At 64.5% G+C, this 22,802-nt stretch carries 11 protein-coding genes and 2 pseudogenes; 3 read left to right on the top strand and 10 right to left on the bottom strand.

The features are described 5' to 3' along the window. Positions 1–62 precede the first annotated feature (62 nt). Together IG194_RS15310 and IG194_RS15305 are read right to left on the bottom strand one after the other, a co-directional pair. A complete protein-coding gene (locus IG194_RS15310) occupies positions 63–1,427 on the bottom strand; it encodes a DUF3999 domain-containing protein (protein WP_058488124.1) in 1,365 nt (454 codons plus the stop codon). Next, on the bottom strand, positions 1,424–5,026 hold the full coding sequence (locus IG194_RS15305; RefSeq protein WP_064987684.1) for a DUF2339 domain-containing protein: 3,603 nt from the start codon (positions 5,024–5,026) through the stop codon (positions 1,424–1,426). The genes IG194_RS15310 and IG194_RS15305 overlap by 4 nt, the downstream gene beginning before the upstream one ends. Before the next feature lie 417 nt (positions 5,027–5,443). On the opposite strand from IG194_RS15305, the gene IG194_RS15300 reads away from it, so the two are divergent. Then, positions 5,444–5,662, top strand: coding sequence for a hypothetical protein (locus tag IG194_RS15300; protein ID WP_058488122.1), 219 nt, complete (start codon positions 5,444–5,446; stop codon positions 5,660–5,662). Positions 5,663–5,774: 112 nt separating this feature from the next. Here the strand turns inward: IG194_RS15300 and IG194_RS15295 are convergent, their stop codons facing one another. The 6 genes and pseudogenes from IG194_RS15295 to IG194_RS33315 all read right to left on the bottom strand — a co-directional run. Further along, complete coding sequence (locus IG194_RS15295; RefSeq protein WP_176707201.1) at positions 5,775–6,167, bottom strand: DUF2846 domain-containing protein; 393 nt, start codon at positions 6,165–6,167, stop codon at positions 5,775–5,777. 388 nt (positions 6,168–6,555) lie between these two features. After that, the gene (locus tag IG194_RS15290; RefSeq protein WP_134163360.1) at positions 6,556–6,858 is read right to left on the bottom strand and encodes a hypothetical protein; all 303 of its coding nucleotides are present in this window, start codon (positions 6,856–6,858) and stop codon (positions 6,556–6,558) included. A gap of 154 nt (positions 6,859–7,012) precedes the next feature. Continuing rightward, positions 7,013–7,318: a hypothetical protein gene (locus IG194_RS15285; protein WP_141679875.1), complete on the bottom strand. Its 306-nt coding sequence runs from the start codon at positions 7,316–7,318 to the stop codon at positions 7,013–7,015. Positions 7,319–7,509: 191 nt separating this feature from the next. Then, positions 7,510–7,815, bottom strand: a complete 306-nt coding sequence (locus IG194_RS15280; RefSeq protein WP_134163358.1) for a hypothetical protein — start codon at positions 7,813–7,815, stop codon at positions 7,510–7,512. Positions 7,816–8,900: 1,085 nt separating this feature from the next. After that, positions 8,901–15,188 (bottom strand): annotated as a pseudogene (locus IG194_RS15275) (hemagglutinin repeat-containing protein); the annotation flags it as partial. Between the two features lie 213 nt (positions 15,189–15,401). Further along, positions 15,402–16,262 (bottom strand): annotated as a pseudogene (locus IG194_RS33315) (filamentous hemagglutinin N-terminal domain-containing protein); the annotation flags it as partial. A 190-nt stretch (positions 16,263–16,452) separates the two neighbouring features. Here IG194_RS33315 and IG194_RS15270 point away from each other — a divergent pair. Then, positions 16,453–17,100 (top strand): DUF746 domain-containing protein, encoded by a 648-nt coding sequence (locus IG194_RS15270; protein WP_009613806.1) that lies wholly within the window; start codon positions 16,453–16,455, stop codon positions 17,098–17,100. 53 nt (positions 17,101–17,153) lie between these two features. On the opposite strand, the gene typA is transcribed toward IG194_RS15270, so the two are convergent. Both typA and thiI read right to left on the bottom strand, forming a co-directional pair. Then, positions 17,154–18,974, bottom strand: a complete 1,821-nt coding sequence (gene typA, locus IG194_RS15265; RefSeq protein ID WP_009613807.1) for a translational GTPase TypA — start codon at positions 18,972–18,974, stop codon at positions 17,154–17,156. A gap of 130 nt (positions 18,975–19,104) precedes the next feature. Continuing rightward, a complete protein-coding gene (gene thiI, locus IG194_RS15260; protein WP_058488119.1) occupies positions 19,105–20,610 on the bottom strand; it encodes a tRNA uracil 4-sulfurtransferase ThiI in 1,506 nt (501 codons plus the stop codon). 332 nt (positions 20,611–20,942) lie between these two features. Here thiI and glnA point away from each other — a divergent pair, with 332 nt between their 5' ends. Further along, a complete protein-coding gene (glnA, locus tag IG194_RS15255) occupies positions 20,943–22,352 on the top strand; it encodes a glutamate--ammonia ligase (RefSeq protein WP_009613809.1) in 1,410 nt (469 codons plus the stop codon). The last annotated feature ends 450 nt before the right edge of the window (positions 22,353–22,802 follow it).

The raw sequence follows: 22,802 nt of genomic DNA, 5'->3' as shown, positions 1-22,802 counted from the left end.
TAGCGTTCTTGACGCATTTCCCTACATAAGCTGGCGTAATTTCTCCATTTCCCGGTATTTGCTCATTGGCCGGCGCGCTGCCCGCGCAGCAGGCTGAAGGCCATGCCGCCCAGCAGCAGCACCCCGCCCAGCAATACGGCCCACAGGCCGATGCGCTTCCAATTGCCGTCGCCGGCGCTGGCGGCTTCCGCCGGAGCGGCCTGCAAGGCCCCGTCCAGGCTGACCTGGCCGACCTGGGCCGGCTTGTCCGGCTGGTAGCCGGGGATCAGCACGCTCAGCGGCAGGCTGGCGGAGGTGGCGTCGCGCTTGCCCAGGGCCAGTTGGTAAGGCGCGCTGCCGCGCACCAGGAACACCAGCTCGCGGGCGCGCATGGCCACCCGCAGGTCGGGCGCCGTGTCGCCCAGGCCGGTGCCGCGCGCGTCGGTGACCAGGCGCAGCTGGCGCACTGGCTGGCCGGCCAGCAGCAGTTCGTCCTGGCGCACCTGGCGGCCGTCCACCGGCAGGTCGTAGAGCACCCCGCGGGCCAGCGGGTACCAGTCGTCCCGGCTGCCCTGCCCGGTTGCCTTGCGCACGGACAGCGCCACCGGCGCCATCAGGTGCTGCGCCGCAGTGCCCAGCTCGAAGCGCACCCGCTCCAGCGGCAGCGCCTGGGGCAGGTCCCAGCGGTAGCTGCCGTCCGCCTCGCGGCGCCCGGCGATGGGCTCGGACCACACCAGCGGCGTGCTCGCGGCCTGGTCGGTGCGGCCCAGCAGGCGCGCGCCCTTGAGAGTCACCGCCGCGTTGCCGGCCGGCCACGACAGGCGCAGGTAGCGCGCCTTCTGCCCGGGCAGGGTCACCTCGCTGACGTCCATGCGCTCGCCGTTGAAGCTCAGGCGGGCGAGCTGGCCGTCGCCCCAGTTGCGCCAGTGCTGCAGGTCGTCGCTGGCCTCGATGCGGAAGTGCTGGAAGCCCTCGGCCTCGCTGCTCCAGTCCAGGGCCAGGCGCTCGAAGGGGAAGTCGGCGTCACCGGTATCCAGCAGCCAGCCGCTGCGCCGCTCGCCCGTTGGCGCGGGCGCCGCGTCGGGCAGCACTTCCACCAGGGTGCCGGTGGTGCTGCGCTGGATGCGCAGGCCGGCCTGGCGGCCGGGGTCGGCCTCGGCGCCGTACAGCGGGAACAGCCGGGCCGCGGTTTCATGGGCGGTGCTGCTGCCCTGCGCCGCAGCCGCGCTCAGCGCGTAGGGCAACGCCTCGCCCTCCTTGTCGAACACCCGCAGGTCGCGCAGGTCCGCATGGGCAGCAGCCAGTTGCACGCTCATCGGCACCTGCAGGCGGTACCAGGGGCCTTCGCCCTGCAGGCGCAGGGGTACCTGCTGCGGGTAGTCGGCGGGGGTTTCCGCGGCCTGGGCCAGCCCGGCGGCCAGGCAGAGGATGAGGGAAGCCAGCTTCATGCGGGGGGTTGCTCCTGTTGCCCTGCCACCCGGTGCGGCGGCAGCGGGGCGAAATAGCCGACGACCAGCAGCAGCACGCCGACGCCGATGAAGGAAACGATGCGCTCCAGGCTGCCGCTGTTGCCCAGCTCGACGAAGAACAGCTTGACCACCACCACGCCGATCAGCGCCGCGCCGACCATCCACAGGTCGCGCCGGCCGCGCAGGTGGCCGCCGACCATCAGGCCCAGGGCGATCAGCGTCCAGACGATGGACAACCCGGCCTGCACCAGCATCGACTCGCGCAGCGGCTCCAGGGCGAAGGGCACACCGCCCCAGTGGTGCGCGGTGCGGCACACGGCCAGGGTCAGCAGGGCGAACAGCGAGGCGCCGAGCGCCTGGGCCGGCAGGCGCACCTGTTCGCCGGCAAGGCCCAGTTGCGGCAGGCCCTCGCGGCTCCACTGGAAGACCGCCGCCAGCACGATCAGCATGCCCAGCTCCAGCGGGTTGAGCAGCGGCAGGTAGGGCAACGGTTGCGCCGCGCCGTCGCTGACCAGGTTGACCAGCCAGAACCAGCCGAGCAGCGCCAGCGCCACCGGCGCCGCGGCCAGGGCGCGGTATTCGCGGGGGAAGGCCGCCACCGGCCAGGGCAGCGTGCGCCGTGCGCCCATGAGGATCAGGTAGAGGCTCGGCACCAGCGCCCAGCCCAGCCAGCGCCAGGCGTTGTAATGCTCGGCCAGGGCGAGGAACAGGTAGCGCAGCTGCAGCGCCAGCACCGCGAGCAACAGCCAGCAGCCGAGCACGTGGGCGCCGCGCAGGGGCAGCGCCGGCAGCACCGGCTCCAGGCGTTTGAGCGACCAGAAGTGCACCACGAACAGCGCGCCCCAGCCCAGCCAGCCGAGCTCGCCCAGCGCCTGGTATTCCGGCTGCCAGGCACTGGCCAGCGCCAGCACGCCCGCCGGCGCCAGGGCCAGGCAAGCGAGCGCCAGGGCCCGCCACTGCTCGCGGCGGGCGACGAAGGCCCAGAGCACCACGCTGACGGCCGCCACCAGCAGGGCGGCGTGCTCGCGCCGCGGCGCCGGGACGAAGCGGGCGATCTCGCACAACGCGGTCAGCGCCCACCAGCCCGCGCCCCAAGCCAGCAGCAACTGCGACAGCCGCTCCAGGGTCAGCGCGCCCAGTTGCAGCGCCTGCCCGCCCTGCCCCGCCCGGTGCAGGCGCCAGGCGCCGACCAGCGCCGCCAGGGCCAGCACCGCCGGGCACCAGAAGCCGCTGTGGGCCAGCGGCGTCAGGCCTTCGCCGGAGAGCCCGGCGAACAATGACGAGCCGCCGAACAACAGCGCCGCGCCACCCAGCACCTGCAGCAGCAGGCCGAACACGAAGCTCGCGCGCTGCTGCAACGCCAGGCTCAGCCAGAGGATCAGCAGGCCGCTGCCGGCCCATACCGCCGCGGCGCTGCGCCAGGGCAGGACGAACAATACCGCCAGGTTGACGAAGGCCAGGCCGGCCAGCAGCACCGCGCTGAGGCCGAGCATCAGCCGGCGGTCGTCGCGCACCAGCGGGTCGCGCGCGGCGAGGATCATCCCGGCGATCAGCGCCAGGCCGATCAGGCTGGCGCCGAACAGGCCGGTCCAGCCGCTGCCGAGCACCCCGGCGCCGCCGTCGGCCGCCCGCAGGTCGGCGAGGAACAGCGCGCCGCCGAGCAACTGCACGGCGAAGGCGCAGAACAGGAAGGTCCGCGAGCCCAGGCGCAGCGCGGCGAATACCGTGGCCAGGCCGGCCAGGGCCCAAGCCATGGCGGTGCCCGGCACGGCAAAGCACAGCGGCGCGATCAGATAGAGGAAGGCCAGGCCGCAGGCCGCCAGCAGCGGCTGGCAGCGCGGTTCCCAGGGCCAGAGGCCGGCGTCGCCGTGGCGGCGCAGCTGCCAGTAGCTGAACAGCAGCGCCACGCCGAGCATCAACGCCCCCAGCGGCGCGCCGTCCAGCAGCTTATCCACACCCGGCTGCAAGCCCATCAGGAAGGCGATGGCCGCGCCCACCTGCAACAGCAGCGCGAACATCCGCGCCAGCCGCCGCCCCTGGCGCAAGCCCAGCCAGTAAATGCCGGCGCCCTCCACGGCCCAGGCCGCCGAGGTCCAGCGCGCGTCCAGGCCCAGCGGGATGGCCAGGCTGCCGAACACCACGCCCAGCGCCAGGCAGGCTTCCACCAGCAGCAGGGCGCGGCCGGCGGTGCGCCCGGCCAGCAGGCGCGCCAGGCCCATGTAGAACAGCCCCAGCGCCAGCGCGCTGAACGCCGGGCCGAACTCCAGATGGCGGATCAGCGCGTATTGCAGGCCGAAGCCGATCAGCGGCGCGCCGAACAGCACGGTGCCGTCGACGTAGTCGGTCTGCCGCAGCGACCAGCGCAGCGTCTCGTCGCGCCCGGCGCCCTCCTCCAGGCCTGCGGCCTCGCGCAGGCGGCGGCGGGCGAAGAGCAGGCCGATGGCCACGTACATCAGGAAGAACAGCAGCAGGAAGGGCTCGGTGCTGGCGAACAGCTCCGGCGTGTAGGAGCGCAGCCCCCAGGCGAAACCGATGCCGAAGGTGCCGAAGAAGCCGATCAGGTTGAGCAGGCGCCAGGCGCGGAACCAGGCGATGGCAAAGATGCCGGCGTTGAGCAGGGCGAAGTAGCTGAACAGGGCGACGTGGTTGCCGGCGCCGGTGGAAGTCAGGATGGGCGCGGCGAAACCGCCCAGGGCCGCCGCGGCGGCAAGGCCGAGGGCGTCCTGCAGCACCGCCAGCACGGCGGAGAACACCGTCACCGCCACCAGCAGGCCAAGGGCCTGGCCCGGCGTCAGCAGCGGATGCAGGCGCATGGCGGCGAACACCGTCAGATACAGCACCGCGATGCCGGTGCCCTGCAGCAGCAGGCCATAGGTCGCGCGCTTGTGCCGCAGCCACCAGCCCAGGGCCAGCAGGGCGATGGCGGCGGCGGCCACGCCCATGTAGCGCAGCTCGACGGGAACGACCACGCGCTCGGAGGCGTAACGCAGCAGGAAGGCCAGGCCGAGGAACAGCAGCAGCACGCCGACGCGCAGCACGGTATTGCCGCCGAACAGCCAGTCGCGCGCGGCACCGAAGGCACGGTCGAACCAGGACGGGCCGGACGGTACAGCCGGTTCGGCCTCCCAGGCCGAGGCTTCGCGCGCCACGGGGACTTCGACGGCGGGCGGGATCGGGGCTGGCGGCGGCTCCTGGGGCTGCAACGACCAGTCAGGCGCAGCGCTGGCCGCAGCCGGCGCTTCGGGCAGCTCGATCTCCCATTCCAGCTCCGGCCCAGGCGCGGCGACGGCTTCCGGCGCAACGACGGGCTCCGCCGGCTCGGCGGGCGGCACAGGCGCCGCAGCCCCGCCCTGCTCCAGGCGCAGCAGGCGCTGGTACAACGCCTCGGTACCCGCCTCGAACCGCTCGGCGAACTGCTCCAGCTGCCGGCGCAGCGCCGCGTTCTGCCGCTGCAGGCCATGCAGCGCCAGCGCCTGGCCGAACAGCAGCCCCAGCCCGGCGCCCGCCAGGCCATCGGCGATCGACTCGTCCCAGGCGGCGCCCAGCACCAGGCCGATCAGCATGAAGATCCATTGCATGCATTCACATCCTTGAAGGGAAACGCACCCATCCAGCGGCGCGCAAGGCTCCGAGTATATCGCCCCACGCGGCGCAGGCACCCTGATTCCACAGGATATGACGCCAGCGCCAGGCCGCCAGCCACAGACAAAGCAAAAGGAACGGCAGGCGCCGGAAGTATCGGCTGGGCGAGAGAGTCGGGCTCGGAAAGATCGACAAAGGCAGTAAAGCGTCCCGTTTTCGAGGCATGTATCCACAGCCGATACGACTTCTCCCCCTCTTTCTCGCCGCCGCCGATTGACGGCCCCAGAGCAGCCCCCTGATGCTTGGCGCCTGGCATGGCTGCACCCGCGTTATGGGCGGGCCGTGCGGGGCATCTTCGGATGCGCCGGTTCCCTTGTCCCGGTACGCCAACCTGTACGGTCCGCCCTCCCTGATTGGCGTCAGGAAGCGGAAACCCATTCGATTCGGAGCTCTACGACGCCGCGCAATCCCGCCAGGCGGCCCTGATCAACCTGCTGCGCCTGCTGGCCGGCGCGCCGGACCTGGGCGCGCCCACCGAGGAAGTGCTGGACGGCACCTTCAGCGCGCTGGAATACCTGGCGGCCGATGCCGAGCGGCTGTACGCCGCCGCCGAGCAACGCACCCGACCGTAGGGCGCATAACGCGAAGCGTTATCCGCCGTTGCCGGATGACGCTTCGCTCCGCGACCCGCGCAGTTTCGGATCTAGAGCAGAAAGCTGAATCCGCCTCTCTGCTCCCTGCTGGTCATTTACGTTCCTTGGCCACGCTACCCAAGCTCGCATCCTTGACCAGGTAACGGCCCTCGGTATCGCCAAGCAGCACCAGGCTGTTGCGCGCCATCAGCATCCCGACTTCCACTTCCTGCTTGATGAACACCACTTCGCCGGCCCGCACCTCGAAAGACAGGTCCGCCCAGTTTTCCGCCTTGGAACTGATGGTGTGCTTGCCTGGCTCGACGTAGAAATAGATGTACTGATTGCCACGGTTGTAGCCCATCTCCGAGGCGTCTTCGCGGTCATCCAGGAACACGTTGAAGCGCACCAGGCCACCGGCGTTACTCGGCCGCACCACATAGACCAGCCCCTGGTCGGCAGTGGCAGCCTTGGGCAACTCGTACCCGGCAACTTCCGCCTGCATTTTCTCCATCGACGGCGCCGAGGCGCAGCCATAGATAAGCGCGATGCTGGCCAGCGCAAGCAGTTTGAGCATTCTCACAACGACTTCTCCCTTTCCATATGGTTGTAGCCGCCGCCCTTTCTTCCAGAGGCAACGGCAGTGCCTGCCCTTGCCAATGCCGGCGCGTCGAAAGATCGACTCGGCAGTGATGGCAAAAGGCCAAAAACTTTACCCTGAATGCCGCCTGGAAGGCCATCTGAAAGACTCGATCGGACTCTAACGAAGGAGGGTTTTCTCCTGCACTCCAATCCTGCCCAGGCAGTCGGCTTTAGAACAGGAAAAATAAATCCGCCCCTTCTCGCCTCATCAACCAACACCACAAAAAAATAACAAACACCCTTCCCGGCACTTACCACAAACCCCTGTCATAGCCATTAAACGCAAACATCAATAAATACATAAAAAGCGCCCCCACACCAACTAATAACCTAACCGCTCCCGGATAGTATTTCTTGATACCACCTGGGGCCAAACGAATAGTCCTGACCGCAATGTAACAATAAAACCCCTGACCCCAAAACGCCTGAACCGTGATAACAGCCCAAAAATTTTTCCATTCCCCGATAAACCTCAGAGAATTCACCCCACTACTTGCCAGCATAAGAAAAAGAATAACCAGCCTATACTTATAAAGAAAATCAAGCCAAGCCATTTATATAGTTCTCACCCACCCGACACCAAATCCCCAAGCCCCGTCACAACCACACCTAAAAACTTACTAAAATCTCAAGCAAGGACAGCTCATTTAACATACCAAAATCAACCCGCCAGCCTTATAAAGCAGAAATTAACATTCTCCCTTACACTTACCACCACTCACTGCCGTAGCCATTAAATGCGAACATCAATAGATAAATAGATAACGCACCAATTCCAGCCAAAAACCTTATGGATCTTGGATGGTCAACCTCAATCATTCCTTGAGGACCATAATAAATAGGCTTACCTGCGATATAACAGTAAAACCCTCGACCAAATAGGCACTGAGTAGCAACAACACTCCAGAAACTACTCCACTCACCTATAAATCTTAACGAGTTCAATCCGCTGCACCCCGCCATAGCAGCAACAGCAACGATTCTATACTTATACATAAACGCCAGAAACTTCATTTAAATACATTTCTTTCATTTTTAGCTTTTTCATCCCAAGCCCCATAATACCTACAATAAAAATGGGAAATATTTATTTCCTGCACTCCAATCCTACCCAGCCAACTAGCTTTAGAGTAGAAAAATAAATCCGCCCCTTTTCACCTCATCAATCAACACTATAAAATAATAATAAACACCCTTCCCGGCACTTACCACCAATCCCTGTCATAGCCATTAAACGCAAACATTAATAAGTACACACCAAGGGCGAACACCCCCACCAGAAACCTAACTTCCTTTGGATGATCCTTTTCGATTGCCCCTCCAGGCGCCAGATAAATAACTCTATCTGCTAAATAGCAGTAAAACCCCCAGCCAAAAAAAGCCTGACCAGTTACGACCACCCCAAAGCTATTCCATTCACCAATAAACCTTAAAGAATTTCCGATACCGCCCAAAACCAACAGAGCAAGTACAGCTAATCTATACTTCTTCAAAAGTCTCAAAAATCTCATCCAAGGATCTCTCCTCAAGAACCAGAGATAGAAAATTTACACCCGTTATCCTAAGCCCACCTATTGATAAGACCTAGGTGAGAAAATCGAAAAAACAGAAAATCACCTACTACACTCCAACCCTACATAACCAGTCAGCTTTAGAGCAGGAGAAATAAATCCGTCCCCTTTCGCCCTCAATTCCAGAAGGGTAATACTCATCTCAAAACCATTAATAAATGGCACAAACCACACCCAAAAACATACAAACCAACATGAACACAAATCGTCCGATCTGATCGGAGCCTGCATCGCCGGAGAATCTCATGTACAGATGAGGACCATACATTGTCATATCATATAAATAAGCAAATACATTAGACAGAAAAATACATTGCAAGGCTATCCTTATCGCCCCATCGAGAGCAGTGTTCGCCACCAGCCCGCTCAAGACAAACATAAACATCGAAAGCATGAATAATAAGCTTATCTTAACTCCGCCGCCGAGCCTATTAATCAAAATAATACTGCTCACCCCTCCTCTTCAGAGACGATCTCACTAAACTGTCTATTGTGATTTGCTGGCGACCCAAAAGAGCCAGTACAACCATCCAAGCACCGACCTAACCCAGAATCAACTCTCTACCCAACAAATCTATCCATCCCCTCAGCCCAGTAATAGTTTGACGGACCACATCCGCACAAACAGAACAGCAAACCACAAATAGTTGACAACCCAGTTACTTCTTGAACAGCACTCTCAGAATTGCTAACCATTACTCAATTACATGTTCCCGGACAAGCAAGATCAATACATCGGAACATAGCAAGACTCCATATTATTAGTTTCATATCTCCATGACCTTATTAAACCATCCCTCTCCACATAAATGGAGTACTTACACTCTCCATGCCAAGTTATATAGTATCTTCTCCCTCCCCCCTCAACCTCAACTCTATCGAAACTCTTATTCTTATTCGAAGGAGACCAAAAATAGTTATAGTGCCTGTAATAAGACTCTCCCACCATTCCATTCATCCCATCAACCCACATGGAGCGAGTAGAACACCCAAGAATGAAAAAGAAAAAAAACAAAATCCAAAATTTACTTCTCATCTCCCCTCCTAGCCAACTCAACCAACTCCTTATATTTATAGTAAATAGCCCCATAATTAACAATAATAGCCGGCGGCATACTTCCAATATTTTCTAAAATAGACATATCCGCCCCTTTCATCGCCTCAAGATTTATCATCCATCCATCATGTAATGTCGCAAAAGCGTTAAAGCCGGGGACAGAATTTAAAGAGTCACTAACAAAGGTTCCATGACACACTGAGTAAACCGCACTGCAAGCTTCAAGTGTCGGCCAATTCAATCCTATATTTTTACCTTCTCGCATCCCACCATCAAAGTACACCTGCGGCACAAAGCCACCATCTAAAGATTCAAATTTTGGATTCTCCCTGTCCACGCCTGGCCTAACGTCCGGAGCTCGTCCAACCGAATATTGGTATAACTCCATCAGCGCCCCTGTAGCAGCAATACTCAGCCACGTATCCTTGTCGCTCCCATTAAGGATGCCTTTTAGTGCAGTATTGGCAGCATAAGCCTTGATCCGATCTCCATAGCTGATCAGTTTGTAGTTCCCCTCGGCAGTCAACTCCCTACCCCAGCCCTCCGTATAGCCAGCGCCGAATCCTGCGATGAGTGCCGCAGCGGCAAAACCTTTCAGGCTGTCCTCACTGGTGATGTCCTTGAGTGTTTGCCCCAGATCGCCCTTGTTCCCAACAAAACTGGCAGCCCCAGTTCCAGCGACAGAAGAAATAGCAGTCGCTGCCATGGCGTTCCCCCAACCTGCGGCAGCAGTGCCAACTGCAGCACCAGCCTCAACCATGGCGGCACTACCTGCAGCCGCCATCGTAGTTCCAGAACCGGCCCCAGCTCCTGCGGCCGAACCCATTGCGCCGGTCGCAGCGCCGTAAGTTGCAGCAGCAACGATGATGGCAATGGCAATTGCAGCTCCAGTACCAATGCCCGAGTTGCTGTAGCTGAAGGAGTCGTGCACCTCCTTGACGCGGTTCCAGTCCACGTCCCCGCGCTGTTCGGCCTCCTTCAACCAAGCCAGATTCGGATCGGCCTGCACCATGGCGTCGATGGTCTGCCCGACGCTCTGCTGGTCGATGTGCTTGATGTCGATCTTCAGGCCTTCCACGGCCTTGATCGCCAGTTCGCCCTGGGCGATCAGCTGGCTCTGGCGCAGGGTTTCGTCGGTCTGGCCCTTGCCCTTGGCGGACTGCCAGGCCAGGTTGCCCTTGCTCTTCTCATGGCTTTCCTGGTGCAGGTCCTTGACCGCTTCGAAGGTCACGCTGCCGCCGCTGAGGAGGGTGATGTCGTTGCCGCTTTCGAGCTTCGCGCCCTGGTATTTCTGGTCGCCGCCGCTGAGCAGGGTGATGTCGGAGCCGGCGCTGATCTGGCTGCCCACGGCCTTCACGTCGGTGACTTCGTCGCGCTGGGTCTTCTTGCTGCCGAAGCCGCTCTTTTTCTCCTCGCTGTACAGGGAGTAGTCGCTGTCGTAGTCCGCCAGCAGTTCCAGTTTGTCGCCGGCCACCAGGTAGGCTTCGTTGCCCGCGCTGATCTGGCTGGCCACCAGGGTGAGGTTCTGCCCCGCGCTGACGACCACGTCCCCGCCCGCGCTCAGGCTGCTGCCCTGCTGCCGCACCTGGTCGTCCTGCTGCTCGACCTTCTTGCCGCCGCCCTTGTACTTAGTCTGGCTATGGTCTTCGTTCGCCGCCGAGGCGAGGGTGACGTCGCGGCCGGCGCCCAGGGCGATGTCGCCCTTGGCGTCGATGTGGCTGGCGATGACACTGAGGTCGCGGCCGGCGCTGGCATCGAGGTTGCCGCCGACGCTGATTTCGCTGGCGTGCTGAGTGGTGCTGGCGAGGCTGCCCTGCATGCGCCGGCTCTGGAAATCGGCGCTGTCGGTTTCCCCGGCAGCCTCCAGGCGCAGGTCGCGCCCGGCGTTGATCGCCAGGTTGCCGCTGGCTTCGATGCGGGCGGCGGCGTTGGCGATTTCCTTGTGGATGCGGTCGTTGCCGGCGCTCAAGTCGAGGGTGGTGAGGCTGCGGTCGTTGATCACGTCGCCGGTCAGCGCGGTGAGGCTGACGTCGCGCCCCGCGAGGATGCCCCCGGCGGTGTTGCGGATGCTCTCGGTGGCCAGCAGGTCAAGGCGCTTGCCCGCTTCGATCAGGCCGCTGTTGCCGATGTTCGCCGCGCTGGCGCTAAGGTCGCCGCTGGCGCGCAGGGTACCGGCGTTGTTCAGGGCGCCGCCGCTGATCAGGCTCAGGTTCTGGCCCTGGATCAGCGCGCCGTTGGGCGCCAGGCGGTTGTCGGCCTGGGCCAGGTAGAGCACCGGCACCAGTACCTTTTCGCCGTTCACCACGGCCTCTTCCAGCCAGACGATGTCGTGGGTCAGCGCCGCCACCTGTTCGGCGGTTAGACCCACACCCACCGTCAGGTTGAGGCGGTCCTTGTAGGCGATGGCGTTGTCCATCAGGTACTTGAACAGCGCCTCGTCGCTGGCCATGCCGTCGATGAAGCGCTGGCCGGTGCGCGCCACCAGCGCCTGCTGGATCAGGCGCTGCTCGTAGAGGCCGTCGCCCAGGCGCTTCTGCGCCTGGTCCGGGTCGTAGCCGAGCAGGCCCAGCAGGTAGTCGGAGCTGAGGAAGCTCTTCAGGCGGGTCAGCTCGGGATTGGTCTCGATCAGGTACTTGTGGCTGTTGCCCGGCGCGGCGTTGCCCGGCACGCCCTGGACGCGGGAAAGCCCCTGGCCGAGGCCGGCGAGATCGGGCCCGTTCCCGGCGCCGGCGCTGCCGTCCTCGCCGCTAAGGCGGAACAGGCCGTTACCGCCGCTGGGCAGGCTGAAGCCGGGAAGCTCCAGTGGGTTGACCTGCTGCTGCGCCAGGTCCGGCGGCAGCTGCGAGGTGATGGCGAACTGGCCGGTGGCGGCGCCGGTGGCCGTGCTCACGTCGCGCGGGTCGATGCTCTGGGCGCCGGCGTCGCGGCGCACCACGCTGTTGTCGAATTGCTCGCTGGCGATGATGCTGACGTTGCCCGCGGCCTGGATCACCGCGCTGGCCGCCGGGGCGCCGGACACCTGCACCTCGGAGATCATGAGGTTGTGGAAGTTGTGTTCCGGGTAGCCGCCGGACTCCAGCACCTGCTGGCGGCTCAGGGCGCCGGGGTCGTAGTCCGGCGAGTTGGGGTCGTTGTAGCGGTTGTAGAGCGCCTGGTTGCTGCGGAACGTCCAGTAGTAGGCGTCGGTGCGGGTGTAGAAGGCCCCGTCCAGGTGCCGCTCCACGCCGCCGGCCGCGCCCTGGTTGCGGAAGCGGGCGGCCTGGATGTCGATGTCGCCGCCCGAGGCGATGCTGCTGTAGAGGTTGGCGAAGGCGCCGCCGCGGAAGACGAAGTCGCCGCCGGCAGTGATCGTCGCCTGGGGCGAGTCCTGGGTGATGACGTCCTCGTAGCGCTCCCAGGACTGGAAGCGGAATTCGCAGCCCTTGCCGTCGCACACGTCGTCGGCATACATGCGGATGTTGCCGGCGACGATGCGCTGGCCGATGCGGAAGTCGTCGCCACGGCGGTTGTCGAAGTCCTGCGCCAGCAGGGTCAGGGCGCCGGCGCTTTCGATGCTGCCGGAGACGTTCTCGACCTTGGCCGCCCAGCCGTTCTGGTCGTTGGCGGCGATGTGCAGGTTGCCGAGGCTGTAGAGGTCGCCGGCGCGGTTGCTGAGGGTGCCGACCCGCAGCGCCATGTCGCCGCCGCTGAACAGCAGCCCGCCCTGGTTGAGCAGGTTGCCGGCCTCCACGCGCAGCCCGGCGGCGCTGCCGAGGCTGCCGAAGTTGTCGAGGCCGGCGACGCGCACGCCGAGGTCGCCGGCGGAGCTGATGCGGCCGTGGTTGCTCAGGCCGTTGGCGGTGACGCTGGCCGCGCTGCCGCCGGCGATGCTGGCGACGGCGCCGAGTTCGACCTGCCTCGCCCCAAGGCTCAGGTCGCCCAGGCTGGTGAGGCGCCCGGCGCCACCGTAGGTGCCGCTCAGGTTCAGGCTCAGGCCGGCATCGCTGGCGATCAGCCCGTCGTTGCGCCAGTGGCCGCCGCTGCCGTCAAGGCCCTGCACGGCCAGCAGCTGGCCGTCGCTGCCGAGCTGCAGGCGGTCGACGTTGAGGCTGAGCTGGCGGGCCTGCAGGCTGCTGTTCAGGGTCCAGTCCGGCGCGTCGATGTCCAGCGCGGCCTGGGTGATGAAGTGGCCGCCGGCCTGGCCGAGTTGCCCCAGGTCGACGAGGAACTGGCCGTTGCCGGCGTGCAACACGGTGCCGCCGGCGTTGTGCAGGGCACCGCCGCTCAGTTGCAGGGTGTCGGCGGCGGTTTCCAGGGTGCCCTGGCGATTGTCCAGCAGGCCGCGGGTGACGATCCGCGTGCTGCCGCTCTGGCCCAGGGCGCGCAGGCGGCCCTGGGCGTTGCTCAGGCTGGCGGCGTCGAGGCTCAGCCAGTCGCCGGCTTCGATCAGGCCGCCGTCGTTGTTCAGGGCGCCCCGCAGGCTGAAGTCGATGCCTTTCGCGCCGACCTTGCCGTTGCCGTTGAGGAAGTCGCCGCCGGCGAGGGTCAGTTGGTTGCCCGCGTAGAGACCACCGTCGCGGTTATCCAGGGCTGCGCCGCCGGTGTCGACCCTGGCCTGGCCGGCGGTGGCGGCGAGATGCCCCTGGCGGTTGCCGATGCCTCCGCTGGCCCGGGCGTCCAGGTCCACGCCCTGGGCCACGCCGGCGTCGTTGCCGAAGTAGCCGGTGACGATCCGGAGCAGGCCCTGGGCGGCATTGAGGATGCCGCCGCTGTTGTCGATGCTCGCGGCGCCCAGGTCGAGCTTGCCGCCGTCGCTCTGGATGCGGCCCCGGGCATTGTTCAGCGCACCGCTCAGGGCGAGGCTGGCATCGCCCTGGCTGGAAACCTGCCCCTGCTGGTTGTCGAGGCCGGCGGCGCGCAGGCTGAGGCTGTCGCCGCTGTGGACGAGGCCGTCGTTACCGTTGAGCAGGCGGCCGCCGAGCGCCTCGATGCGCAACGCGCCCTGGCTGGCCAGGGTGCCGCGGTCGCGGTTGTCCAGGTCGCCCTGGCCGAGGATCAGCTCAAGGGTGGACTGGCTGGACAGCTGGCCGCCACGGTTGTCCAGGCTGGCGGCCTTGAGCAGCAGGCCGGCGCCGCTGCTCAGGCGGGCGTTGTTGGCGTTGATGAGCGCGCCGCTCAGCGCCGCCTCCAGGGCCCCCTGGCTGAGCAGTTGGCCGCCGCTGTTGTCCAGGCTGTGGCCCTTGAGCAGCAGGCTGCCGGCGCTGATCTGCCCGTCCTGGTTGAGCAGCCGGGTGGCGGCGTGGCTGAAGTCGAGCCGGCGCTGGGCATCGATCAGGCCGGCGTCGCGGTTGTCGAGGGTGTCGGCGATGGCGAGTTCGACGTTGCCCTCGGCGGAGACGATGCCGCCGCGGTTGTCCAGGCTGGCCGCGCTGATCCGCTGGTCCCCCTGGCTGACCAGGGCGCCCTGGCTGGCGTTGTTCAGTGCGCCGGCGAGGCTGACGGCGAGCGCGCCGGCCTTGCTGGAGAGGGTGCCGCCCTGGCTGTTGTCCAGGCTGCCGCCGCCGACGCTCAGCCCCTGCCAGCCGGACAGCAGGCCCAGGCCGGCGTTGAGCAGCCGGTCGGCCTGCAGGTCGAGCCGGCCGGCGCTGATGATGCGGCCGCTGTCGCGGTTGTCCAGCAGCCGGGCGCCGAGGGCGAAGCTCTGCTGGCTGGAGATTTCGCCGCCACGGTTATCCACCGCGCCCAGTTGCTTGAAGCGCAGGGTGCCGGCGCTGAGCAGCCCGCCCTGGCTGTTGTCCAGGTCGCCGCCCTGCAGGTCGAGGCCGAGCGCGCCGTTGCCCAGCAGGCGCCCGCCGCGCAGGCTCAGTTGCCGGGTGCGGATGTCGGCATCGGCCTGGGTGGAGATTTCGCCCCGGCTGGCGTCGATGTGCTGCGCCGCCAGCGTGAGGTTGCCGGCGCTGTGGATGAGGCCGTCGGCGCTGTTGTCCAGCTTGCCGGCGAGGTTGGCGTGCAGGGTGCCGCGGCTGGTGAGGGTGCCCTGGTCGCTGTTGTCCAGGCTGGCCAGGTCCAGGCGCAGGCTCTGCTCGGCGGCGAACAGGCCGAGTCGGTTGTCCAGGGCGCCGCCGCTGATATGGATGTGCTGGCCGCCGATCTGGCCGTTGCGGTTGTCGAGCACGGCGGCGCGGGCCTGCAACTGGCGCGTGGCGATCAGGCTGCCGCTGTTGCGCAGGTTCTGCGCATCGATCGCCACGTCGCCGCGGGCGTTGCGGCTGTTGTCGGCATTGACGCCGGCCTCGATCACGCCGCTGTTGCTGAGCTGGTTGGCCTTCAGTTCGAGGGTCGAGCCCGCCGCCAGGCTCTGCGCATTGCTCAGCGCACCGCTGGCCTGCACGCTGGCGCTGCCCCCGGCATAGGCCGGGCCGTTCAGGGCCACGTCCTGGCCTTTCAGCGCCAGGTCCCCGCTGGCCGCTACCTGGGCCAGTTCCAGCTTGCCGTTGGCATCGATGCGGATGTCGCCGGCGCTGGCCGCCATGTTGCCGGCCAGCTTCACGCCCACGCCCTGTTCGGTGCCGACCAGGCGGATGGTGTTGGCGTACATGCCGCCCAGGGCGGAGCTGTCGATGGCCAGTTGCGGTTTGGCGCTGCCGTCGTCGGGCTTGGCGGTGGCGGCCAGGGTTTGCGCGTCCACCGTGTTGCGGCCGGCCACCACGGTGAGTTGTTTGGCGTACAGGTCGGCGTTGAGCTTGGCGCTGCGGGTGATCAGTTCGAACTGCTCGAGGTTGCTGGCATTGAGCCCGGCGCCTTCGATGGCGATCTCGCCGCCATCCACGTCGTAGCCCTGCAGGCGCTCGCCGGCCAGGATCGGTTTGCCGGTGCTGAGGGTGGCGCGCGGGGTGTTGATGAAGCCGCAGCCGTTGCAGGTGATGCCGTGGGGATTCGCGACTATGACGTGGGCGCCCTGCCCGGCCACTTCGGTGTAGCCCTTGAGTTGCGAGGGACTGGCCCCGGTGACTTCGTTGAGGATCTTCTGCGCCGCCCGGCCCTTGAGGTTGGGGTTGCCGATGACGATGCCGCCCAGTTGGGTGCCCTGGGTCTTGCCGGTGGCGTTGTTGAGGATCAGGCCCTGCTGGCCGACGTTGTAGTCGCTGAATTTATTGTGCGAGAGACCGCTGCCGTTGGGCGTGGCGATGTTGACGATGGGTACGCCGTTGCCCGCCGCGCCGATCTGCGTGTTGCCGCCGGCGGCCGCGTCCACCGCCAGTTGGGCGGCGGCTGCGACTATCGGATTGAGGAACAGAAGGCCGGCCAGGGCGCTGGCGATGGCTTGATAGAAGGGGCGACGGATGTCCATATCGGGGGCTCGCGCGGGGTAATCGTTGACCCGGCGGACTCTATTCCCCTACTCGGCGTGAGGCCTTGAGGAGTTCCAGCCTCCTTGCGTAGGCCGTTTCCGAACTATGCCCAGTCACCCACGGAGCACATTCACAAGGCCCCGGCGCCGCAGCTCAAATAGCGCTCCGATGTCACGCAAAGCCCGCCCCATGCCCCGCCGCCAACTCGACCACGCCCTGCCCATCCTCGACCGTGGCCAGGACATCCCCCGGCACGAAGACCCCGCACTGACCGCCTTCCTGCAACGGCACATCGACGAAGTCCTGTCCAAGGACCCAACACCGCCGCCCTGCCATCACTGCGGCAGCCACCAAGTGGTGTTGCGCTACCGGGGCAGGCCGCCGAACGGCATTCCCTATTTCAATTGCCGGCACTGCGGCAAGGGCTTCAACCGGCGTACCGGTACGGCGCTGCAGAGCTTCCTGCGCTGCGACAAGCTGGAGGCGTTCCTGCCCCTGCTGTCGCAACAACGCTCGATCGCCAATGCCAGCGAACGGCTGGGGGTGTCGCACAGGATGCTGTCCCGCTGGGTCAGGGTGTTCCGCCAGTGGCTGCTGAGGCTCGACCCCAGCGGCGAGTGGGAGGCGAAGGTCAAGCTGGGCATGCGGCCCGAACTGCCTGCCCTGGAATGCCCACGCTGTGGCAACCGCGAGCACTTTTTCCGCTTGGGCTTCGTCGACGGCAGGCACCAGGGCAAGCGGATGTTTCAGTGCAAGGCTTGCCGGCGCTGCGTGAGCGAGCCGGACGAGCATTTCAGGATGCGCATCGCAAGCCGGGCAGGCGCCACGGAAAAATGAAAAAGGCCCCGCCGGATCGCTCCGGCGGGGCCTTCTTCATGCTGCGGTCGGGATCAGACCTTGGCGCGTTCGTAGCGCTTGCGGTCGTTCTCGTTCAGCAGTTTCTTGCGCAGGCGGATGGACTTCGGCGTCACTTCCACCAGTTCGTCGTCGGCGATGAATTCCAGCGCCTGCTCCAGGGTGAAGCGGATCGGCGGAACCAGGGCGATGACTTCGTCCTTGCCGGACGCGCGCATGTTGTCGAGCTTCTTGCCCTTGGTGGGGTTGATCACCAAGTCGTTGTCGCGGCTGTTGATGCCGGCCAGCTGGCCTTCGTAGATCTCGTCGCCCGGGCCGAGGAACAGCTTGCCGCGGCTCTGCAGGGTTTCCAGCGAGTAGGTCAGCGCGGTGCCGGTGGCCATGGAGACCAGTACGCCGTTCTGGCGGTTGCTGACTTCGCCGGCCTTGATCGGGCCGTAGTGACTGAAGGTCGAGGTCAGGATGCCGGTGCCCGAGGTCAGGGTCAGGAAGTTGTTGCGGAAGCCGATCAGGCCGCGCGCCGGGATGGTGTATTCCAGGCGCACGCGGCCCTTGCCGTCGGGGATCATGTTGCTCAGATCGCCCTTGCGCAGGCCCATCTGTTCCATCACCGAGCCCTGGTGCTGCTCTTCGATGTCGATGGTGACGTTCTCGTAGGGCTCCTGCTTCTCGCCGGCCTCGTTCTCGATGATCACCACTTCCGGACGGCCCACGGCCATCTCGAAGCCTTCGCGGCGCATGGTTTCGATCAGCACGGACAGGTGCAGCTCGCCACGGCCGGAGACCTTGAACTTCTCCGGGCTGTCGCCTTGCTCGACGCGCAGGGCCACGTTGTGCAGCAGTTCCTTCTCCAGGCGCTCCTTGATGTTGCGGCTGGTGACGAACTTGCCTTCCTTGCCGGCGAACGGCGAGTCGTTGACCTGGAAGGTCATGCTCACGGTCGGCTGGTCGACGGTCAGCGGCGGCAGGGCCTCGACGTTCTGCGGGTCGCACAGGGTGTCGGAGATGAACAGTTCTTCCATGCCCGAGACGCAGACGATGTCGCCGGCTTCGGCTTCCGGCACTTCGACGCGCTGCAGGCCGGAGTGGCCCATGATCTTCAGGATGCGGCCGTTGCGCTTGCTGCCGTCGTCGCTGACCGCCACCACCGGGGTGTTGGACTTGACCTTGCCGCGGGTGATGCGGCCGATGCCGATCACGCCGAGGAAGCTGTTGTAGTCCAGCTGCGAGATCTGCATCTGGAACGGGCCGTCGACGTCGACCACCGGGGCCGGGACGTGGTCGATGATCGCCTGGAACAGGGCGTCCATGTTGTCGTCCATCTTCTCGTGGTCCATGCCGGCGATGCCGTTCAGGGCGCTGGCGTAGACGATCGGGAAGTCGAGCTGCTCATCGGTGGCGCCGAGGTTGTCGAACAGGTCGAAGATCTGGTCGATGACCCAGTCCGGACGCGCGCCGGGGCGGTCGATCTTGTTGACCACGACGATCGGGCGCAGGCCGGCCTTGAAGGCCTTCTGGGTCACGAAGCGGGTCTGCGGCATGGGGCCGTCCTGGGCGTCGACCACCAGCAGCACGGAGTCGACCATGCTCATCACGCGCTCCACCTCGCCACCGAAGTCGGCGTGGCCGGGGGTGTCGACGATGTTGATGTTGTAGCCGTTCCACTTGATCGCGGTGTTCTTCGCCAGGATGGTGATGCCGCGTTCCTTTTCCTGGTCGTTGGAGTCCATCACGCGCTCGGATTCCGCTTCTTTGCGGTCGAGGGTGCCGGACAGCTTCAGCAGCTTGTCCACCAGGGTGGTCTTGCCATGGTCGACGTGGGCGATGATGGCGATGTTGCGGAGATTTTCGATCACGGTGTCTGTCTCGGTAAAAAGTAGCTTCAAGCTGCAAGCCACAAGCGGCAAGCAGGTGGAAATATCGTTCAGGTACGGACGTCCGGAGGATGCCTGCGCCAGGTTGCGTTTCGACTGATGCGGCACAGGATCATGCGGGACCGCTCTTCTCTTGCAGCTTGCCGCTTACAGCTTGCAGCTGCCCAACGGGCCTGTAGACCCGCACATTGGTGTGCCCTTCGTTGACCAGGTGATGGGCGTGCAGGCGGCTCATCACGCCCTTGTCGCAGTACAGGAGGTACTGGCGGTTGGGGTCCAGTTCCTTGAACTTGCTGTTGATCGCGTAGAACGGCATGGCCAGCACTTCGATGCCTTCCAGCGCCAGGGGTTCATCTTCCTGGGCGTCGGGGTGGCGGATGTCGACCACGATCTGCCCGGGCAGCACCTCGTCGACCATCTCAACCGGCAGGTCCTTGCCCAGCTCGTCGATGACGCGGTCGACGGTCATCTGGGTGGCGCGCTCCAGGGCACGGTCGAGCACGGCCATGTCGAACTTGGTCTCTTCGTGCTCGACGCGGTAGGGCTTGGCCTGGGTGGTCGGGTTCACCGAGATCACGCCGCAGTACTCGGGCATGTGCTTGGCGAACTCGGCGGTGCCGATCCTGGTCGCGGTGTCGATGATGTCCTGCTTGTGGCTGACGATCAGCGGGCGCAGCACCAGGGTGTCGGTCACCCGGTCGATCACCGAGAGGTTCGGCAGCGTCTGGCTGGACACCTGGGAGATAGACTCGCCGGTGACCAGCGCGTGCAGCTCCAGGCGCTCGGCCACGCGGCTGGCGGCGCGCAGCATCATGCGCTTCAAGGTAACGCCCATGTAGCTGTCGTCGACCTTGGTGAGAATCTCGCCGACCACTTCCTCGAAGGGCACGCTGACGAACAGCACGCGCTGCGAGCGGCCGAACTTCTCCCACAGGTAGTGGGCCACTTCCATCACGCCCAGCTCGTGGGCGCGGCCGCCGAGGTTGAAGAACACGAAGTGGCTGATCAGCCCGCGGCGCATCATCTGGTAGGCCGCCACGGTGGAGTCGAAGCCGCCGGACATCAGCACCAGCACCTGCTCCAGGGCGCCCAGCGGGTAACCGCCCAGGCCCTCGTGCTGGGCGTGGATGACGTACAGGCGGTCGTGGCGGATCTCAACGCGCACCTGCACTTCCGGGTTCTTCAGCGATACCCCGGCCGCGCCGCAGTGCTGGCGCAGGCCGCCGCCGACGTAGCGTTCCACGTCCATGGAGGTGAAGGCGTGCTTGCCGGCGCGCTTGCAGCGCATGGAGAAGACCTTGCCCGGCAGCAGGTGGCCGAAGTGCTGCTTGCACTTCTCGAGGATGTCGTCGAAGTCGCCCAGCGGGTATTCGTGCACTTCCAGGAAGTGGCCGATGCCCGGCACGCAGGTCAGGCGCTCGATCATCTCGCGCAGGGCCTTGGCGTCGGTCACCCGGGTTTCCACTTCAAGATTGTCCCACTCGCCCTCGACCAGCAGCGCCGGGTCCAGGTCGCGCAGCACGGTGCGGATGTTCTTCGCGAGCTGGCGGATGAAGCGCTTGCGCACCGGCCGGCTCTTGATGGTGATTTCCTGGAAGACCTTGACGATGAGTTTCATGCGAGAAAAGGCACGAGCCCGAAGGGACGAAAAAAAGGGGCGGAATTATACCTGAAATTGCTCAAGACTTGAGCAGTCGAGCGCAGATTCTTTTTGGTGCACCAAAATGGACGCATGCACCATTGTGTAGCACCAAATCGGTGCAACAATTCCGTCATTCGCGCCAGCTACCGTGCGCAAAGCCCTGTAGCGCGGGGCCCTGTCCAAAATCGGGCACTGGCACGCTACTTGCTCTCTTGTGAGGCAGGTTGCCCTGGCGGAGTATTCCGGCCGGCATCACCCGATACTGGGGCACAGAAAGCTCCCAGCTCTAATCCCTCCTGGAGGACAGCATGTCGTACAAGTCGCACCAACTGATCAAAGACCATGACGTGAAGTGGGTAGACCTGCGCTTCACCGATACCAAAGGCAAGCAGCAGCACGTCACCATGCCGGCCCGCGACGCGCTGGACGATGACTTCTTCGAAGCCGGCAAGATGTTCGACGGCTCCTCCATCGCCGGCTGGAAAGGCATCGAAGCCTCCGACATGATCCTGCTGCCGGACGACAGCACCGCCGTGCTGGACCCGTTCACCGAAGAGCCGACCCTGATCCTGGTGTGCGACATCATCGAGCCGAGCACCATGCAAGGCTACGAGCGCGACCCGCGCAACATCGCCAAGCGCGCCGAGGAATACCTGAAGTCCACCGGCATCGGCGACACCGTATTCGTCGGCCCGGAGCCGGAGTTCTTCATCTTCGACGAAGTGAAGTTCAAGTCCGACATCTCCGGCTCGATGTTCAAGATCTTCTCCGAGCAGGCTTCCTGGAACACCGACGCCGACATCGAGTCGGGCAACAAGGGCCACCGTCCGGGCGTGAAGGGCGGCTACTTCCCGGTACCGCCGGTCGACCACGACCACGAAATCCGTACCGCCATGTGCAACGCCCTGGAAGAAATGGGCCTGGTGGTCGAAGTTCACCACCACGAAGTCGCCACCGCCGGCCAGAACGAAATCGGTGTGAAGTTCAACACCCTGGTGGCCAAGGCCGACGAAGTCCAGACCCTGAAGTACTGCGTGCACAACGTCGCCGACGCCTACGGCAAGACCGTGACCTTCATGCCGAAGCCGCTGTACGGCGACAACGGCTCGGGCATGCACGTGCACATGTCCATCTCCAAGGATGGCAAGAACACCTTCGCTGGCGAAGGCTATGCCGGCCTGTCCGACACCGCCCTGTACTTCATCGGCGGCATCATCAAGCACGGCAAGGCCCTGAACGGCTTCACCAACCCGTCGACCAACTCCTACAAGCGTCTGGTCCCGGGCTTCGAAGCCCCGGTCATGCTGGCCTACTCGGCCCGCAACCGTTCCGCCTCGATCCGTATCCCCTACGTCACCAGCCCGAAAGCCCGCCGCATCGAAGCGCGCTTCCCGGACCCGGCGGCCAACCCCTACCTGTGCTTCGCCGCGCTGCTGATGGCCGGCCTGGACGGCATCCAGAACAAGATCCACCCCGGCGATGCCGCCGACAAGAACCTGTACGACCTGCCGCCGGAAGAGGCGAAGGAAATCCCGCAGGTTTGCGGCAGCCTGAAAGAGGCGCTGGAAGAACTCGACAAGGGCCGCGCGTTCCTGACCAAGGGCGGCGTGTTCACCGACGAGTTCATCGACGCCTACATCGAGCTGAAGTCCGAGGAAGAAATCAAGGTGCGCACCTTCGTGCACCCGCTGGAATACGACCTGTACTACAGCGTCTGATCCACGAATACCTATAAGTAGCGGCAACATTAAGGCCTCCTTCGGGAGGCCTTTTTTATTGGGTGTGTTTTATTGGGCGTGCGCAGGGTTGCTGCTTTTCGTAGGAGCGAGCTTGCTCGCGAACGGTGTCCTGTCGTTGGGGGCGGTGTGCATCCTCAAGAGCGCCCTCTCCCTAACCCTCTCCCTGAAGGGAGAGGGGACCGTTTGGAGTACTTGGATATTCCTGAGTCAGCCGGCAGCGCCGTTGGTGTCCGACTGAAACCATTCCTCCTCTCGGCACGGACTAGCCCCCTCTCCCTTCAGGGAGAGGGCTGGGGAGAGGGAGCGGCGTCAAACCGAAACACCCAGCCCACCTGGCCCCCTTCGCGAGCAAGCTCGCTCCTACAGTTCCAGGGAAGCACGGCTTTTCGTAGGATGGCGTTGAGCGAAGCGATACCCATCACCACGGCA

It is taken from the genome of Pseudomonas sp. ADPe (assembly GCF_014843515.1).
GTDB classification, from domain to species: Bacteria; Pseudomonadota; Gammaproteobacteria; order Pseudomonadales; family Pseudomonadaceae; genus Pseudomonas; species Pseudomonas citronellolis.
The sequence above is the reverse complement of the archived record's forward strand: the minus strand, read 5'-3'. Positions and strand labels throughout refer to the sequence as shown.

Excerpts from the sequence above, each read along its gene's own strand:
- IG194_RS15280 (WP_134163358.1), bottom strand. The coding sequence starts at position 7,815 with ATGAGATTTTTGAGACTTTTGAAGAAGTATAGATTAGCTGTACTTGCT.
- glnA (WP_009613809.1), top strand. The coding sequence starts at position 20,943 with ATGTCGTACAAGTCGCACCAACTGATCAAAGACCATGACGTGAAGTGG.
- IG194_RS15295 (WP_176707201.1), bottom strand. The coding sequence starts at position 6,167 with ATGCAGGCGGAAGTTGCCGGGTACGAGTTGCCCAAGGCTGCCACTGCC.
- thiI (WP_058488119.1), bottom strand. The coding sequence starts at position 20,610 with ATGAAACTCATCGTCAAGGTCTTCCAGGAAATCACCATCAAGAGCCGG.
- IG194_RS15290 (WP_134163360.1), bottom strand. The coding sequence starts at position 6,858 with ATGGCTTGGCTTGATTTTCTTTATAAGTATAGGCTGGTTATTCTTTTT.
- IG194_RS15305 (WP_064987684.1), bottom strand. The coding sequence starts at position 5,026 with ATGCAATGGATCTTCATGCTGATCGGCCTGGTGCTGGGCGCCGCCTGG.
- IG194_RS15285 (WP_141679875.1), bottom strand. The coding sequence starts at position 7,318 with ATGAAGTTTCTGGCGTTTATGTATAAGTATAGAATCGTTGCTGTTGCT.
- IG194_RS15310 (WP_058488124.1), bottom strand. The coding sequence starts at position 1,427 with ATGAAGCTGGCTTCCCTCATCCTCTGCCTGGCCGCCGGGCTGGCCCAG.
- IG194_RS15270 (WP_009613806.1), top strand. The coding sequence starts at position 16,453 with ATGCCCCGCCGCCAACTCGACCACGCCCTGCCCATCCTCGACCGTGGC.